This is a genomic window from Lactobacillus sp. S2-2, assembly GCF_021698855.1.
Classification (GTDB): Bacteria; Bacillota; Bacilli; order Lactobacillales; family Lactobacillaceae; genus Fructilactobacillus.
This window is the reverse complement of the sequence record NZ_WWFA01000011.1, coordinates 60,505-78,284: the sequence shown is the minus strand read 5'-3', so window position 1 is coordinate 78,284 and position 17,780 is coordinate 60,505. Positions and strand designations below refer to the sequence as shown.

The 17,780-nt window shown below is 29.3% G+C and carries 15 protein-coding genes; all 15 read right to left on the bottom strand.

Annotated features, from left to right (window positions below; translation table 11 throughout):
- Positions 1-13: 13 nt before the first annotated feature.
- Positions 14-994: a gluconeogenesis factor YvcK family protein gene (gene yvcK / locus GSH19_RS06030; protein ID WP_237027196.1), complete on the bottom strand. Its 981-nt coding sequence runs from the start codon at positions 992-994 to the stop codon at positions 14-16.
- Complete coding sequence (rapZ, locus tag GSH19_RS06025; RefSeq protein WP_237027195.1) at positions 994-1,872, bottom strand: RNase adapter RapZ; 879 nt, start codon at positions 1,870-1,872, stop codon at positions 994-996. Before rapZ ends, yvcK begins: the two co-directional genes overlap by 1 nt.
- 80 nt (positions 1,873-1,952) lie before the next feature.
- Complete coding sequence (gene uvrA, locus GSH19_RS06020; RefSeq protein WP_237027194.1) at positions 1,953-4,781, bottom strand: excinuclease ABC subunit UvrA; 2,829 nt, start codon at positions 4,779-4,781, stop codon at positions 1,953-1,955.
- Positions 4,782-4,789: 8 nt separating this feature from the next.
- Positions 4,790-6,808: an excinuclease ABC subunit UvrB gene (gene uvrB / locus GSH19_RS06015; protein ID WP_370636173.1), complete on the bottom strand. Its 2,019-nt coding sequence runs from the start codon at positions 6,806-6,808 to the stop codon at positions 4,790-4,792.
- A 108-nt stretch (positions 6,809-6,916) separates the two neighbouring features.
- The gene (gene trxB / locus GSH19_RS06010) at positions 6,917-7,849 is read right to left on the bottom strand and encodes a thioredoxin-disulfide reductase (RefSeq protein ID WP_237027193.1); all 933 of its coding nucleotides are present in this window, start codon (positions 7,847-7,849) and stop codon (positions 6,917-6,919) included.
- A gap of 16 nt (positions 7,850-7,865) precedes the next feature.
- On the bottom strand, positions 7,866-8,372 hold the full coding sequence (locus tag GSH19_RS06005; RefSeq protein WP_255700268.1) for a peroxiredoxin: 507 nt from the start codon (positions 8,370-8,372) through the stop codon (positions 7,866-7,868).
- A gap of 96 nt (positions 8,373-8,468) precedes the next feature.
- Positions 8,469-9,347: a UTP--glucose-1-phosphate uridylyltransferase GalU gene (gene galU, locus GSH19_RS06000; protein ID WP_237027192.1), complete on the bottom strand. Its 879-nt coding sequence runs from the start codon at positions 9,345-9,347 to the stop codon at positions 8,469-8,471.
- A 25-nt stretch (positions 9,348-9,372) separates the two neighbouring features.
- Positions 9,373-10,389, bottom strand: a complete 1,017-nt coding sequence (locus tag GSH19_RS05995) for an NAD(P)H-dependent glycerol-3-phosphate dehydrogenase (RefSeq protein WP_237027191.1) — start codon at positions 10,387-10,389, stop codon at positions 9,373-9,375.
- A 28-nt stretch (positions 10,390-10,417) separates the two neighbouring features.
- Complete coding sequence (gene lgt, locus GSH19_RS05990; protein ID WP_237027190.1) at positions 10,418-11,230, bottom strand: prolipoprotein diacylglyceryl transferase; 813 nt, start codon at positions 11,228-11,230, stop codon at positions 10,418-10,420.
- 11 nt (positions 11,231-11,241) lie between these two features.
- Positions 11,242-12,195, bottom strand: coding sequence for an HPr(Ser) kinase/phosphatase (gene hprK, locus GSH19_RS05985; RefSeq protein WP_237027189.1), 954 nt, complete (start codon positions 12,193-12,195; stop codon positions 11,242-11,244).
- Positions 12,196-12,229: 34 nt separating this feature from the next.
- Positions 12,230-12,574 carry a phage holin family protein gene (locus tag GSH19_RS05980; protein ID WP_237027188.1) on the bottom strand — a complete coding sequence of 115 codons (345 nt, stop codon included), beginning with the start codon at positions 12,572-12,574 and terminating at the stop codon, positions 12,230-12,232.
- A 9-nt stretch (positions 12,575-12,583) separates the two neighbouring features.
- Positions 12,584-12,901, bottom strand: a complete 318-nt coding sequence (locus GSH19_RS05975; RefSeq protein WP_237027187.1) for a PspC domain-containing protein — start codon at positions 12,899-12,901, stop codon at positions 12,584-12,586.
- A gap of 86 nt (positions 12,902-12,987) precedes the next feature.
- Entirely contained in the window at positions 12,988-14,130 is a 1,143-nt protein-coding gene (locus GSH19_RS05970; protein ID WP_237027186.1) for a PDZ domain-containing protein, read from the bottom strand.
- A 15-nt stretch (positions 14,131-14,145) separates the two neighbouring features.
- Positions 14,146-15,262, bottom strand: a protein-coding gene (prfB, locus tag GSH19_RS05965) for a peptide chain release factor 2 (protein WP_237027185.1) whose coding sequence is annotated in 2 segments (ribosomal slippage) — positions 14,146-15,189 and positions 15,191-15,262 — 1,116 coding nt in all. Because the reading frame shifts where the segments join, the coding sequence is not laid out codon by codon here.
- Between the two features lie 59 nt (positions 15,263-15,321).
- Positions 15,322-17,685 (bottom strand): preprotein translocase subunit SecA, encoded by a 2,364-nt coding sequence (gene secA / locus GSH19_RS05960; RefSeq protein ID WP_237027184.1) that lies wholly within the window; start codon positions 17,683-17,685, stop codon positions 15,322-15,324.
- Between the last annotated feature and the right edge of the window lie 95 nt (positions 17,686-17,780).

The following is a 17,780-nucleotide window of genomic DNA, read 5'->3' as shown; positions in this document are numbered from 1 at the left end:
ACCTTCTTTATTGTTATTTTAATAGTTTCATTAATTCTTTTGCGACAAGGTCCCCATCATGATAAATACCTTTATCAGTTAAATTTACGAAATTAGTTAAGACAAAATCACAATCTTGTTCTTTTAATTTTTCTTCATCATGAATAACTGGTTTTGAATAATGTTTCCAATTTTGATTATTAATATAATTTTTACTAATATTTTGATTATTAACTAACACAATATCTACAAAATTTTCTTTTAAATGTTGATTTAAAACTCTAACATGATCTGCATCAGTAAAATCATCAGTTTCTCCACTTTGAGTCATAATATTACAGATATAAATAATCTGAGCTTTAGTTTTTCTTAATGCATCTGCAATATTTTCAATCATTAGATTGGGTAAAATACTAGTAAACAAACTTCCGGGACCAAGAACAATTTGATCTGCCTCTAAAATAGACTTTATAACACTATCAACAGCTTTAGGTTTTTCATTACTATTCTTTGATTCAACCCATACTTTATTAATCTTTTTTGGTGTTGCTGTAACTGTTGTTTCACCAACCGCTTCCGTTTCATCTTCAAATTGTGCATGTAATTCAACCATTGAATCACTTGCTGGAAAAACATGCCCTTGAACTCTCATCAATTTTGTTAGTGTTTGTACACCATCAAAAAAACCTTGTTGCATTTCACTTAATGCCGCAATAATTAAATTACCAATTGCATGACCAGCAAAAAATTGATCTTCACTTTGAAAACGATACTGAAAAATATCTAACTCCAATTGAGAAAGATTAGAAAGTGAAACTAAAACATTTCTAATGTCTCCAGGTGGTAATACATTCATATAATTACGAATAATTCCTGAAGACCCTCCGTCATCAGCAACCGTAACAATTGCTGTTATATCAACATTATGTTTTTTTAAACTTTTTAAAACTACTGGAAGACCTGTTCCTCCTCCAATAACAACTATTTTAGGTTGTTTATTAATATTATTAGTCATCAATAAATATCTCCTATATAACGATTTATATCGCGATGACTAGTATTGATAATAAAATCAGATTTTAAATCTTTAACTAATCTCTCAGTAATTGAAACTGATCGATGCTGACCTCCAGTACAACCTATCGCAACTGTTACGTTTGTTTTTCCTTCTTTTTGATATTTTGGAATTGTTATTTTAAGTAATTTCAATAATTGATTATAAAATTCCTCCGTGTCAGCTTGATTCATAACATAATCATAAACTTCTTTATTTAACCCAGTTTTTTCACGTAATTCTTTTATATAGAACGGATTTTTTAAAAATCTAACATCCATCACAATATCAGCATCTATTGGTAATCCATATTTAAATCCAAATGACATTAAATCAACATAAAAAGGTTCAGAACTATCTGACTCAAATTGATGAAATATTTTACTTCTTAATTGCTTTGCTGTCATATCATTAGTATCGATTACGATATCAGCTGATTTTTTTACATCTTTTAATAGATTACGTTCTTTATTAATTCCGTCAATAATTCTTCCACCTCTTGATAGCGGATGAATTCTTTTACTTTCACTATATCTTTTTACTAATTGTTCATCAGAGGCATCTAAAAAAATAACATTTGAATTCAATACTTTTTGATTAGATAAATTAATTAAAGTTTCAATAATCTCATCATAAAATGCAGGCGCTCTAAAATCTAATACTAAAGCAATTTTGTTAATCTCTTTTGATGAATTAACCATTTCCTTAAATTTTGGTAATAAAGATGGAGGCATATTATCAACACAAAAGTAACCTAAATCTTCAAAATTTTGCATTGCAACTGTTTTACCAGCACCGCTCATCCCTGTAACAATTACAAATTTTTTTATTTCTGACATAGTGATTAACCCCTAACTTTTTGTTATAAATTAGTATAACATATCCGGGTGTTCCATAAAAAAAGAGATTAGATAAATTGCTAATCTCTTTCTAAGACTTTTCTTAAATAATAACCTGTATAACTTTTTTCTTCTTTAGCAATATCTTCAGGTGTTCCTGTTGCAATTATTTGACCACCAGCATCTCCACCTTCTGGACCTAAATCTGTAACATAATCAGCTTGTTTAATTACATCTAAATTATGTTCAATAATTAAAACAGTATTTCCATTATCAACTAACTCTTGTAAAACAAGCATTAATTTTTTGATATCTTCACTATGAAGTCCAGTAGTTGGTTCATCCAAAATATAAAGATTTTTACCAGCTGATCTTTTATGCAACTCAGAAGCCAATTTCATTCTTTGAGCTTCTCCACCGGATAAAGTATTAGCAGGCTGACCTAATTTTACATATCCTAATCCAACTTCAGAAATTGTTTTTAACTTACGATTTATTTTTGGAATTGGTTCAAAAAATTTAAGGGATTCATCAATCGTCATACTTAAAATATCATCAATGTTTTTATCTTTATATTGAATTTCCAAAGTCTCAGCATTATATCTTTTACCATGACAAACTTCACACGGAACATACACATCTGGTAAAAAATTCATTTCAATCTTTAAAATTCCATCTCCATGACAAGTTTCACAACGACCACCTTTTACATTAAAACTAAAGCGACCTTTTTTATAACCTCTTAACTTTGCTTCATTAGTCTGAGCAAATAAATCTCTTATATCATCAAAAACTCCAATATAAGTTGCTGGATTACTTCTCGGAGTTTTACCAATCGGATTTTGATCAATATTAATTAATTTCTCAATATTTTTATATCCTGTAATTGATTTAAACTTCCCCGGCTTTTGACTATTATGATTTAATTTTTGTGCTAAAGCTTTCTTTAAAATATCATTAATTAAAGTTGATTTTCCAGATCCAGAAACACCAGTTACTAAGTTTAGAGCTCCTAAAGGAAACTTAAAGTCAACATCTTTTAAATTATTCTCTGCTGCTCCTTTAACAGAAATAAATTTACCATTTCCTTTTCTTCTTTTCTCAGGAATCGATATTTTTTTATTTCCTGATAAGTACTGACCAGTAATAGAATTATTATTTTTCATAACTTCATTTGGTGTTCCTGAAGCAATTATTTTACCACCATCTAATCCTGCTCCTGGGCCAACGTCAATCAAGTAATCAGCAGCTAACATCGTATCGCTATCATGTTCAACAACTACAAGCGTGTTCCCTAAATCTCGCATTTGCTTTAAAGAACTTATTAAACGATCATTATCTCTTTGATGTAATCCAATTGATGGTTCATCTAATACATAAAGTACCCCGGATAAATTAGAACCAATTTGAGTGGCTAATCTTATTCTTTGTGCTTCTCCACCTGATAAAGTTCTCGCAGATCTTGATAAAGTTAAATAATCTAACCCAACATTTTTCAAAAAATTCAAACGATCATTTATTTCTTTAATAATTGGTTTTGCAATCATTGTATCTTGTTCACCAAATTTTAAATCTTCAAAAAAATTATTTTCTTGATCAATATTTAAGTCTGAAACTTCTCCAATGTGCATCCCATTAATTTTAACCGATAATGCTTCTCTACTTAATCGATATCCATGACAAGTTTGACAAGTTAATTCAGTCATATATTGACGCATTGTTTCACGAGTAAAATCACTATTAGTTTCATTAAATCTTCTTTTAATGTTATTAATAACTCCTTCAAAAGGAACATCAACATCTCTTACTCCACCAAAGTCATTTTCATAGTGAAAATGAAAAGTCTTATTCTTAGAACCATATAAAATAAGATTTCTTTGCCTTTTAGATAATTTATTAAAGGGAGTATTCTCATCAATTTCAAACTGTTTACAAAATTGCGATAACATCTCTGGATAATATTTAGAACTAATTGGATTCCAAGGCTCAATAACTCCTTCGGTAATAGTTTTAGTTCCATCTGGAATAACTAAATCATAATCAACTTCTAATTTAACACCTAATCCTCCACAATCAGGACATGCTCCATAAGGTGCATTAAATGAAAACAATCTTGGCTCTAACTTACCAACTGTAAATCCGCAATAAGGACATGAATAATGTTCAGAAAAAACAAATTGATCTCTTTCACCAAGAAAATCAATAACTGCGTAACCTTCACTAATTCTTAACGCAGTTTCTAGAGAATCAGATAATCTAGAATTAATGCCTTCTTTTAAAACAATTCGATCAATTACAACATTAATTGTATGTTTTTTTCTTTCATCAAGTTCAATATCATCGCTGATTTCTTTGATTTCTCCATCAACCTGAACTCTAACAAATCCTTCTTTTTTTATTTTTTCAAGAATTCTTTGATGGTTCCCTTTTTCATTTCTTACAACTGGTGAAAAAACTTGTAATTTTGTTCTTTCTGGTAAAGATAAAATCGAATCTAACATCTGATCGAGTGATTGACTTTCAATTACAGTACCATCATTTGGACATACTGGTGTACCGACCCTAGCCCATAAAAGTCGATAATAATCACTAATTTCGGTCACTGTTCCAACTGTTGATCTTGGATTCTTAGAGGTAGTCTTTTGATCAATTGAAATTGCTGGACTTAATCCATCAATTGAATCAACATCAGGCTTATCCATTTGACCTAAAAATTGTCTAGCGTAAGAGGATAGACTTTCAACATATCTTCGTTGTCCTTCAGCATAAAGTGTATCAAAAGCAAGTGAACTTTTACCAGATCCGGATAGTCCAGTAACTACAACTAAACTATCTTTAGGAATATCAACGTTAATATCTTTTAAATTATGCTCTCTTGCACCTCTAATTTTAATTTTATCACTTGGCATTTAATCACTCATTTCTTTTTATTAGTTTTCATTTCTGATTTCAATTGCATAATCGTATCTCTTAAATTAGCTGCCTGTTCAAAATCTAATTTTTTAGCGGCAGCTTTCATCTCTTCTTCTAAATTATTAATCATTTCATTTTGTTCATTCTTATCCATTTTTTCAAAAGTAGTTTCTGAAAAATCTTCATTTTTATCATTATCATTAGATGGCTTATAAGCAGAAATTTCCTCTGGAATATCTTTTTTAATAGTTGTTGGAGTTATATCATGTTCTTCGTTATACTTCATTTGAATAGATCTTCTTCTTGCTGTTTCATCTATTGCAGCCTGCATTGATGGAGTGGTTGAATCACCATATAAAATTACTTTTCCATTAGAATTTCTTGCAGCACGGCCAATTGTTTGAATTAATGATCTCTCATTTCTCAAGAATCCCTCTTTATCAGCATCTAAAATAGCAACAAGTGAAGTTTCTGGAACATCAATTCCTTCACGAAGTAGATTAATTCCAACTAAAACATCAAATTTACCTAATCTTAAATCTCGAATAATTTGTGATCTCTCTAAAGTTTTAATATCAGAATGTAAATATTTAACTTTAATTCCTAAATCTTTTAAATAATCAGTTAAATCTTCCGACATTTTTTTAGTCAAAGTTGTCACAAATACTCTTTCATCAACTTCAGTTCTTTTCTTAATCTCGGCAACTAAATCATCCATTTGACCTTCTGTAGGACGTACATCAATCACTGGATCAAGTAATCCTGTTGGTCGAATAATTTGTTGAACAATATTATTTGTTTGTTCTTCTTCATAAGGACCTGGTGTAGCTGACATATATACAATTTGATTAACTTTTTCTTCAAATTCAGGTAATTTTAGAGGTCGATTATCTAATGCGCTAGGTAATCTAAATCCATAGTCAATTAGTTGTTGTTTCCTAGCACGATCACCATTGTACATACCTCGAACTTGAGGCATGGTTTGATGAGATTCATCGACAATTGTTAAATAATCATCAGGAAAGAAATCCAACAATGTAAAAGGTGGTTCTCCAGGCTTTCTACGATCCATATATCTCGAATAATTTTCAATTCCTGTTGTATAGCCCATCTCACGCATCATTTCAATATCATAATCTGTTCGTTGCTTTAATCTTTGTGCTTCTAAAATTTTACCTTCTTTTTGAAATTTATCGACTTGTTTTTCTAAATCAGTTTCAATTTCAGGTAATGCGATTTTCATAATTTCATCATTAGTTAAAAAATGTGTTGCTGGAAAAATCGTAACTTGATTCAAATCACCAATAACTTCACCAGTTAATGTATCGATTTCTCTAATCCGATCAATCTCATCACCAAAAAATTCAACTCGATAAGCATGTTCATGTTGTGATGCCGGAAAAATTTCTACAATATCTCCTCTTACACGAAATCTTCCACGTTGAAAATCAATATCATTTCGATCAAATTGAATTCCCACTAAATCTTTCAATAAAGAATCTCGAGATAATTCACTTCCAACTCTTAAATGCACTGTATGATTTTGATATTCAGAAGGATCTCCTAATCCAAAAATTGATGATACAGATGCAACAACAATCACATCATTTCTTTCCAAAAGTGAACTAGTAGCACCGTGTCTTAATTCATCAATTTCATCATTAATTGACGAATCTTTTTCAATATAAGTGTCACTTGAGGGAACATAAGCTTCTGGTTGATAATAATCATAATAACTAACAAAATATTCAACCGCATTATTTGGAAAGAAAGACTTCAATTCACCATATAATTGACCAGCCAAAGTTTTGTTATGAGTTAATACTAATGTTGGTTTATTAACATTTTTAATCACATTAGCAATTGTAAAAGTTTTCCCAGTCCCTGTTGCACCTAATAAAATTTGAGACTTTTCTGAATTTTCAATTCCATTAGTTAATTCATTAATTGCATTTGGTTGATCTCCAGTTGGTTGATACTTAGATACCAAATCAAATGGCTTATTAATATCTCTAGCCAAAATAAATTTCCCCCTTTTATTTTTTGTTCACAAAAAAAGGAAAAGTAATTAACTTTTCCTAATAATTATTCTCATTTTATCACACGAACATACATTCTTAAAATTTAATGTCTAATTTTTATGTGCTTCAATATATTCAAAGGCTTTTTGACCAGCAATTCCACCATCACCAACTGCAGTGGTTACTTGTCTTAATTTCTTTTCTCTAACATCACCGACTGCAAAAATTCCAGGAACATCGGTTTCCATTTGATCATTAGTTTTAATCCAACCATTTTCATCAGTAATATTCAAAGACTTAAATGATTCTGTCATTGGTAAAATACCTACATAAATAAAAACTCCGGCAGCATCAATAAAACTTTCTTCATTAGTTTTATTATTAATTATTTTAACACCAGAAATTTTTTGATTGTCACCTTTTATTTCTTCAACATTACTATCCCAAACAAAACTGATTTTATCATTTTTTAAGGCACGTTCTTGAAGAATTTTTTGTGCTTTTAATTGGTCACGACGATGAATAACTGTAACATGGTTGACTAAGTTAGCTAAATAAGTTGATTCTTCGATTGCAGAATCACCACCACCAACAACTACTACATCTTGCCCTTTAAAGAAAGCACCATCACAAACAGCACAGTACGAAACACCTTTACCACTGTATTCTTCTTCACCAGTAACACCTAATTTACGATATTCAGAACCACTCGCAATTATAACAACTGGTGCTTTATAATCACCTGAATCAGTTTTAACGATTTTATAATCATCATTTACTTCGATGTCTTTAACTGTGCCAAATGCATATTGTGCACCAAATTGAGTGGAACTATCATACATTTTTTTAGATAAATCTGGTCCCAAAACACTTTCAAACCCCGGATAGTTTTCAATTTCAGCAGTATTATTCATTTGACCACCATAAATACCACGATCAAGCATAACTACACTTAGTCCAGATCTTGAAGCATACAAAGCAGAAGTCATACCAGCTGGACCAGAACCAATGACAATTACATCGTATTCTTTTAATTCTTCCATAATGATTCCCCTATCCTTACATAATATTATTTAAAGCTTGAGTTACAGAATCATAATCTGGTTCACTAGCAATTTCTTTAACTGGTTGACAATAAATAATTTTACCTTCTTCATCAGTAACATAAACAACTCTTGCAAGATGTTTAAAAAGTGGAATATATAAATTCATTGCCTTTCCAAAATCACCCATTACATCTGAAAAGATTTCCATATTATTTACGTTATTGGCTGCACACCAATTTTTTTGAAATTCAACCGGATTATTTGAAACTGTAATAAAATTAATATCTTTATATTTATCTGCTGTTTCATTAAATTTTTTAGTTTCCAAACTACATATATCAGTATCTAAATCAGGTACAACACTAATTAAAGTTTTTTTACCTTTTAAATCATTATTACTAATAATTGTATTTTCAAAGTTAGTCAATTTAAACTCAGGAAGATAATCACCCACATTTGGCTGTTTTTTCCCAGTTAACCATGATACTGGATTATTATTTAATTTAATTTTAATTGCCAACACCCTCTTCTTTATATTTATACATTATAATAACACATTCACTTACAAAAGTTTAGTGTTTTGATCAAATAAAAAAATTCTAGTTAATTACTAGAATTAATTATCAAAACTATTTGCTAAATCTTTAATATATTGCTTTAGTTCTTCTTTTATACTTGGACGATTTAATCCAAATTCAATATTTGTTTCTAACCAACTTAACTTATTACCTGTATCATATCGATTACCAGTAAATTCATATGCTGAAACCCTTTGCGTTTGATTTAAAGTATTAATCGCATCAGTTAATTGAATTTCGTTACCTTTGCCTGGTTTAGTTTTCTTTAAAATATCAAAAATTTCAGGAGTTAATAAATATCTACCAATAATTGCTAAATCGCTTGGAGCATCATCTGGATTAGGTTTTTCAACAAAACTATTAACATTATATAATCCCTCATCAATTTTACTTTCAGGATCAATCACACCATATTTAGATGTATCATCATGTGGTACTCGCATAACTGATAAAGTTGAATTTCCAGTTTTTTCATAGCTATCCATTAATTGTTTTGTCAATGGAACTTTACTTTTCATTAAATCATCACCTAGCATAACTACAAATGGTTCATCACCAATGAAACTACGTGCAGTTAAAACTGCATCTCCAAGACCTCTTGGATATGATTGTCTTATGAAATAAATATTCATATTATTTGTTTTTTTAATTGAATCTAATAATTCTAGTTTTCCTTTTTTTTCTAAATTATCTTCTAGCATAACATTAGAATCGAAATGATCTTCAATCGATCTTTTTCCTTTACCAATTACAATCACTATATCTTCAATACCAGATTTTTGTGCTTCATCAACAATATATTGGATTGTTGGAGTATCAACAACTGGTAACATTTCTTTAGGCAAAGCTTTTGTCGCTGGTAAAAAACGTGTACCTAAACCAGCAGCAGGTATAACTGCTTTTGTAACTTTTTTCATTTATGTATCTCCTAACGAAAAATATTTATCCGATTTCTGCACGACCTTCTCTGGCCATTAACTTCTCAATTGCTTCAGGAACTGTTGATTGATTATTTAAAACCATGTGAATAGCAGTAGTAATGGGCATATCAACGCCTCTTTTTTGTGATAATTCGTAAGCAGCTTCACTTGTTGCAATTCCTTCAATTACCATTCCCATATTTTCAACAACATCATCTAAAGTTTTACCTGATCCTAGTTGGTATCCTGCACGCCAATTTCTAGAATCCTGACTAGTTGCAGTAACAATTATATCACCAACACCAGATAACCCTGTAAATGTTAATGGATCCGCTCCAAATGATACTCCTAATCTAGAAATTTCAGCTAGACCACGAGTCATCAATGCAGCTTTAGCATTATCTCCATAACCTAATGCATATAATGCTCCGGCTCCTAAAGCAATTATATTTTTCAATGCTCCACCAATTTCCACACCAATAATGTCTGTATTAGTATAAACTCTAAAATAATCATTAAGAAAAAGTTCTTGGAAATGCTTAGATGAATCATGATCCTCGTTTGCAGCAGTAACAAGCGTAACATCGTGTTTAGCTACTCCTTCAGCTTGACTGGGACCAGAAATAACAGAAACTGTTTTACGATTATTTTCAGAGATTTCTTCTTGTAATACTTCAGAAATTCTTTTATAAGTATTCTTCTCAATTCCTTTACTACCATGAATAATATAAGGTTTCTTATCCATACTATTCAAAATTTCATTTACTTCTTTTGCTACTAATCTTGTTGCTTGAGAAGGAACAATAAACAAAATATCATCTGCATCTCGAATAGCTTCTTTTTTATCTAATGTTGCAACTAATTTATCAGAAAAAGTATAATCTTTTAAATATTTTAAATTAGTATGTTTTTGATTAATTTCATCTACTTGTTCTTTATTTCTAGACCAAATCATAACTTCATTCCCGTTTTCAACAAGAATTTCTGCTAACATGCTACCCCATGATCCAGCACCTAAAACTGCAATTTTATCTGACATTAATAATTCTCCTCATATAATACTATTACTATTTATCATAATACCAATCTAAAGCTTTATTTTTTCTACGGTAAAAAATACTTATTAAAGCACCAAAAAATAAAATAATTGATAAAAGTTGTGACACTCTGATTGTATCAAATAACATTAAACTATCAGTTCTCATTCCTTCAATAAAAAATCTACCAAATGAATACCACATTATATAACTGAAAAATACCTCACCTTTTTTAAATAAATGCTTTCTATGTCTTAAAGCAATTAAAATAATAAATCCTAAAATATCCCATAAAGATTCATATAAAAAAGTTGGTTGTCGATATGCTCCTGAAATAAACATTTGATTAATAATAAAATTAGGAAGATGTAAACTTTGTAAAAAATGAAGATTTGTAATTGCACCAAAAGCTTCTTGATTCATAAAGTTTCCCCATCGTCCAATTCCCTGAGCCAAAATAACTGTTGGAGCAGCTATATCGAAAATATCCCAAATAGAAATATTCTTTCTTTTACAATAATACCAAATTACAAAACCAGAACCAATTAATCCACCATAAATTGCAATTCCACCATCCCATACTTTAATAATCTCATTTAAATGATTTTTATAATAAGACCATTGAAATACAACATAATAAATTCTTGCAGAAATAATTGCAACTGGAATTGAATAAAGAATAATATCATAAATTGTATCTTCACTAATATTTTTTCTTTTTGCTTCTTTAATTGCTAAATAAGTTGCTAAAACAACCGCTAATGCTATAAATATACCATACCAATGAACACTTAAAGGTCCAAATTTTAACGCAATTGGATTTAAAACTAAAAAGTCAAACAATTGTAATCTCCCTAATTATTATTTTTATCATCTGGTTTTGATGAATGTTTCTTTATTAATTTATCTAAATTTTGATCAAACACTTTAGTAGCATCATAACCCATTGATTTAGATCTAGTATTCATTGCTGCAGCTTCAATAATAATTGCTAAATTACGCCCAGGTTTAACTGGAATATTCAATTTCTTAACTTCCACATCAAAGAATTTAACTGTTTCACTGTCACTACCTAAACGATCATATGGTGCATCAGGTTTCCAATCTTCTAGGTGAACAATAAGATCTACTTTACTGTGACTTCTAACTGATCCAGCACCAAATAAATTCATAACATCAATAATTCCAATACCTCTAATTTCAAGTAGATGTTTCAAAATTTCAGGAGCTTGTCCAATTAATCTTTGTTCATTTTGCTGGAATACTTCAACTCGATCATCAGCAATTAATCGATGTCCTCTTTTTACCAATTCAAGTGCTGTTTCACTTTTACCGATTCCAGAATCGCCAGTAATAATAACACCAATACCATATACATCTACTAAAACACCATGAATTGATAATCTTTCGGCAAGATTAGCTTCCAAATAATTTGTCATATTACTTAAAATTCTTGAAGTAGTTAATTTAGATCCCAGAATAGGAATTTGATTTTCTTTTGCTGCCTCTATTAACTCTTCTGGTGGTTCTAATTGAGTTGATATAACAAAAGCTGGCGTTTCTGGTTGACACATTTCATGCATCACTCTAGTCAATTCATCACTATCCATTCCTTTAGCAAATGAAGTTTCAGTAATTCCCAATAATTGAATTCTCTTAGCTGGATAATAATTAAAATATCCAGTCAACTCTAATCCTGGTCTTGAAATATCACTTGTAGTAATTTTTCGATCAAGATAATCTTCACCAAAAAAAACACTTAATTGTGTATTTTCAATTAAATCTTTCACATTAATATTTCTTGTCATAAGATTTCTCCTTTACCAGTAATAATATCATTATTTAAATTTTTAAGTAACTAATGATAACATAATTACAAAATGACATAATTAGTGAAACAAAAATGATAAATCCAAATGAACTAAATTGAAAAGAATCACCAATTAAATTAGCTGTTATATTAAGCATCATTGAATTAACTAGAATACCAACAATTCCAAAAGTTAAAATATTAAACGGTAATAAAAATAGTGAAATAATTGGCTTTATAAATAAAGTTAGAAAGGTTAGGATAAAAGCCCCTATTAAAGCAAACCATAAATTTTCAATATAAAAATTATTTGGAAAAAATCCAGCTAATGCAATAAATAGCAATGTATTAATAATAAGTCTAGATAAAAATTTCATTAAATCACCTTACTTTTTAGTATCATGTTCTTCTACATCATGTAAAATTTTACGTCCATCTTTTATATCTTCTTTTTTCTTTTCATTATTATTTGATCCATCATTTTTAAAATATTGATAAAAGCTTTCAGTTTCTTTTGTTGGTACAATAATTACCATTAAAATATAAAATAAGATTGCGATAGGCATTGTAAATATTGGTAAAACTATTAAAACTAGAAATATAATTCTTAACCAGAAGGCACTAAGATTAAAATATTCACCGAGTCCACCAAATACTCCTGCTATAATTCTATTTTGTGAAGATCTGTATAATTTCTTTTTCATTTTTAGCTCCTCTTAATCATTATTTGATATTACTTTATCCAAAAAAACAGTCTAAATCAATATTTAGGCTGTTTTTTATAAATTTTTTATTTATTATTAAACATTACAATTCCAATCTCATGAGGAGAGTCAGAAAAAATTGCTGTTTCTTTAATTTCAAGTCTTTCTTTTCTAGTTTGAATTTTCAAATGACAATAAGTTGGATTAAGCTGTAACGCTTTATACATATCATCATCATTTTTAACTATCATTCCATTAACTTCTCTAATCAAATCACCTGGTTTTAATTTCATTTTAGCAGCAGGTGTATTGGGTCTTATAGCAACGATTCTAACACCATCAATTGCTTCTTCAATATAAGCTGGATTTGCATAATTCTTACCCTTTAATTGATAGTAAGTAAAAATGTATAAACAAATCATAATTATAATAGCTGGTATCAAAATTGGACTATAAAATTTACCAACAATTAAAAATACAATTCCCAACCCTGCTAAAACAATTAATTGTTTAGCATATCGCTTTAAAATTTCATTAGTTAAAAATTTAAAAGAAATTAATTTAAATCCAATTAACACTGGAAATAAAATCATCGTAAATTTATGCCCACCAATATCAATCGAAGGAACAACTGAAATAAAATCACCTAAAACATTACTTGGAATAAATAATAATAATGGGAAAATTGTAAAATTATTAAACTCTAATCCACTAAATCGATTTCCACGTCGATTAATTTTTATTTTGGGAGTAATTGCATTTCGATTAAAATACAAAAATATTCCTGTAAACAAAATAAATAAAGTTATTAAAAGTAATAAACTATTACTATCAATCAAACTGAAACTATTTACAAAATTAAAATGATAAGATGTTTTAGTTACAAATAAATCAAAAATAAGAAAAAGCATAATTGGTATAAATATTGCAAAACTAGCAAATAAATTATAGGGAATTAATAAAACTACTATAGCAATAGCTTCACAAATTAAAATTATCGGAACCGATAATTTTAAAACTAAAAAATATGATATTAATGATCCAACTATTCCGAACATTAAAAAACTAAATATAAAAATTTTATTTTCTGAATAATTAGAATTAATTAAAGATCTAAAATGTACTCTTTCATATTTTAAACGTCTATTTTTTTTAACTAAATTTATAATTATTCCTAACCATATCAATGGCTGACACAAGAAAAAAATGATTCCAAAAATTATATTCATTACTTTACCTCACCGTTAAATTGGATTACTTTTACTTAAATTCCATTGTAAATATGAAAGAATAAAAGAATTAATATTACCATCCATCACACTTTGAATATTTCCAGTTTCAAAATTTGTGCGATGATCTTTAACCATTGAATATGGATGAAAAACATATGACCTAATTTGTGATCCCCACCCTATTTCTAATTGATCGCCTTCTAATTCAGCTTTTTCTTTCGCTTTCTTTTCTTCTTCTAATTCATACAACTTGGATTTTAACATATTCATTGCAGTTTCTCGATTTTGTAATTGTGAACGTTGTGCTTGAGAAGCAACTACAACTCCAGTTGGTATATGAGTTATTCTAACTGCTGATGAAGTTTTATTAACATGTTGACCTCCTGCTCCACTTGCACGATATACATCTACTTTTAAATCATCTGAGTTAATCTCTATGTCAACATTTTCATCTAATTCTGGCATTACATCAATTGAAGCAAAAGAAGTATGACGTCGACCGGCCGAATCAAATGGTGAAATCCTAACTAATCGATGAACCCCTTTTTCTGATTTTAAATATCCATATGCATTTTGTCCTTTAATCAACAAATAAACACTTGATAATCCAGCAACATCACCACTTTGATAATCCAAAACTTCTAATTCGAAATCATTTTGTTCACTCCAACGACTATACATACGATAAAGCATTGCTCCCCAATCCTGTGATTCGGTTCCACCTGCTCCAGGATGAATTTCTAAAATTGCATTATTACCATCATACTTACCATCTAATAATAATTTTAGACGATAATTATCTAATTGTTTTTTCACCAGTTGAATATTTTCAGTTAATTCATTAGCCAAACTTTCATCATTATCTTCTTTTAACAATTCTAAATTAACTTCTAAATCATCAATTGCATTAACTAACTGGTTAAAATTATCAAATTTATCTTTTAAAATATTATTTTGATCAATCACTGATTTAGCCGCTATATTATCATTCCAAAAGTCTGGTTCTGCCATTTTTGATTCATTTAGAGCTATTTCTTCAGATAAGGCATCTAAGTCAAAGAGACCCCCTAAACTTATTAATTTCATCTTTCATTTGATTAATATCATTTTGTACTTCATTCAATTCCATTATTATCACCTCATATAAATATAAAAAAAGAGTCCTTTTTTATAAGAACTCAAATTTTATTATCTTTGAATATTTTGTCTAATTTCAGCCTTCATAAACAATCTTGTCACATCGTAATCAATATCTGAAATCATTTCTTCAAACATTTTAAATCCTTCTTCAGTATACTCAACTAGTGGATTTAATTGTCCATAACCTCTTAAACCGATTGATTGACGTAATTGGTCCATTGCATCAATATGATCAGTCCAGTGTGCATCCACTGCTCTTAAAACAACAACTTTTTCAAATTCTAAAATTTGTTCTTTATCAGGAAGTTGAGAAGTCTTTTCTTCATATACTTTTTCAACAATATCCATTAAAGTTGATTTAATTTCATCAGCACTTTTATCTTTCAAATCATCAAGACCAATTTGATCTGGATTTGCAATTGATGTAATTGCAAAATCTAAAATTGTACTTAAATCCCAATCTTCTTTTGATCCTTGAGTATGAAGATCAACTATTTGATTAACTGTATTCTTAATCATTGGAATAATTACCCATTTCAATGAATCTTGTTCATCAATCACTTGTGATCTTTCACCATAAATAACATCTCTTTGTTGACGCATAACATCATCATATTTTAAAACATTTTTTCTTGAATCATAGTTATTACCTTCAACACGTTTTTGAGCTGATTCAACTTGTTTAGTAATCATCTTACTTCTAATTACAGCATCTTCACCTTCAACACGCATTGATTGTAAAATACCTTTAATTTTTTCAGATCCAAAACGCTTCATTAAATCATCTTCAAGAGAAAGATAAAATTGTGACCAACCTGGATCACCTTGTCTACCAGATCTTCCTCGAAGTTGATTATCAATACGTCTTGATTCATGACGTTCAGTACCAATAACTGCTAAACCACCAACTTTAACAACTCCAGCACCTAATTTAATATCAGTACCTCGACCTGCCATATTAGTAGCAATTGTAACAGCACCTAATTGTCCTGCATTAGCAACAATATCAGCTTCTCTAGCATGATTTTTAGCATTTAATACAACGTGAGTAATTTTTTCTTCATCCAAACGCTTAGATAAATATTCTGAAGTTTCAACAGCTACTGTACCAATTAAAATAGGTTGTCCACGTTTATTTAATTCTTTAATTTGTTTAATTACTGCTTCAAATTTTGAATCTAATGTGGGATATAAAACATCAGATTCATCGATTCTTGCAATTGGTTTATTAGTTGGCACTGAAATTACATCCATATTATAGATTTCTCTAAATTCTTCTTGTTCAGTTTTCGCAGTACCTGTCATTCCTGCTAGTTTTTTATAACGTCTAAATAAGTTTTGGTAAGTAATGTTAGCCATTGTCTTACTTTCTTCTTGTATTTGAACGCCTTCTTTTGCTTCAATTGCTTGATGAAGACCATCTGAGAAACGACGACCATCCATAATACGACCAGTAAATGAATCAACAATTTTAACTTCACCGTCAGCTACAACATAATCTTTATCTAAGAACATAATAAAATTAGCTCTTAATGCTTGATCTAAATGGTGAGTTAAAGCTGTATTATCAGTATCATATAAATTATCTAAATTAAAATATTTTTCTGCTTTTTCAATTCCTTGATTGTTTAATGAAACTGTTTTTGTTTCTAAATCAACTTTAAAATCATCAGTTTCTTTAAGTGTTTTAGCAAAACGATCTGCTTGTAAATATAATTGATTAGATCCTTGTGCTTGACCAGAAATGATTAAAGGAGTTCTTGCTTCATCAATTAAAATTGAATCTACTTCATCAATAATTGCAAAATTAAGTTTTCTTTGCACACGATCTTCTTTATAAACAACCATATTATCTCTTAAGTAATCAAATCCAATTTCACTATTAGTAGAATATGTGATATCAGCATTGTATGCTGCTCTTTTTTCTTCTGGACTTTTATCAGTCATATTTACTCCAACTGATAATCCAAGCCAATTATATAATTCTCCCATTTCAGTAGCATCACGTTCTGAAAGATATTCATTAACTGTAACTACGTGAACACCCTTACCTGCAATTGCATTTAAATATACTGGCATTGTAGCTGTTAAAGTCTTACCTTCACCTGTTTTCATTTCAGAAATATTTCCTTCATGTAAAACAATTCCACCCATAATTTGTACGTGGAATGGTGTTAATCCAAGAACACGAGTAGCTCCTTCTCTTGCAACCGCAAAAGCCTCAGGTAGTAAATCATTTAAAGTTTCACCGTCTTGATAGCGTTGCTTAAATTCATTTGTTTTATTTTGTAATTGTTCATCACTTAATTTGCTAAATTCTTCTGAATGGGAACCTACTTTATCAGCAAGTTTACTCAAACGTTTAAGGTCTTTTTTATCACTTTCAACCCAATTTCTTAAAACATTTGGCATTAGTTAATTTCCTCTCTTTACGTACTCTTTTTACACGAATAATATATCATATAATTATCTTTTAATCTTAACATTTTATCCCCTCAATGAAAACA

Coding starts and splice junctions, on each gene's coding strand:
- yvcK (WP_237027196.1), bottom strand. CDS start 994: ATGACTAATAATATTAATAAACAACCTAAAATAGTTGTTATTGGAGGA.
- rapZ (WP_237027195.1), bottom strand. CDS start 1,872: ATGTCAGAAATAAAAAAATTTGTAATTGTTACAGGGATGAGCGGTGCT.
- secA (WP_237027184.1), bottom strand. CDS start 17,685: ATGCCAAATGTTTTAAGAAATTGGGTTGAAAGTGATAAAAAAGACCTT.
- GSH19_RS05975 (WP_237027187.1), bottom strand. CDS start 12,901: ATGAAAAAGAAATTATACAGATCTTCACAAAATAGAATTATAGCAGGA.
- trxB (WP_237027193.1), bottom strand. CDS start 7,849: ATGGAAGAATTAAAAGAATACGATGTAATTGTCATTGGTTCTGGTCCA.
- GSH19_RS05995 (WP_237027191.1), bottom strand. CDS start 10,389: ATGTCAGATAAAATTGCAGTTTTAGGTGCTGGATCATGGGGTAGCATG.
- GSH19_RS05970 (WP_237027186.1), bottom strand. CDS start 14,130: ATGAATATAATTTTTGGAATCATTTTTTTCTTGTGTCAGCCATTGATA.
- GSH19_RS05980 (WP_237027188.1), bottom strand. CDS start 12,574: ATGAAATTTTTATCTAGACTTATTATTAATACATTGCTATTTATTGCA.
- uvrA (WP_237027194.1), bottom strand. CDS start 4,781: ATGCCAAGTGATAAAATTAAAATTAGAGGTGCAAGAGAGCATAATTTA.
- galU (WP_237027192.1), bottom strand. CDS start 9,347: ATGAAAAAAGTTACAAAAGCAGTTATACCTGCTGCTGGTTTAGGTACA.
- hprK (WP_237027189.1), bottom strand. CDS start 12,195: ATGACAAGAAATATTAATGTGAAAGATTTAATTGAAAATACACAATTA.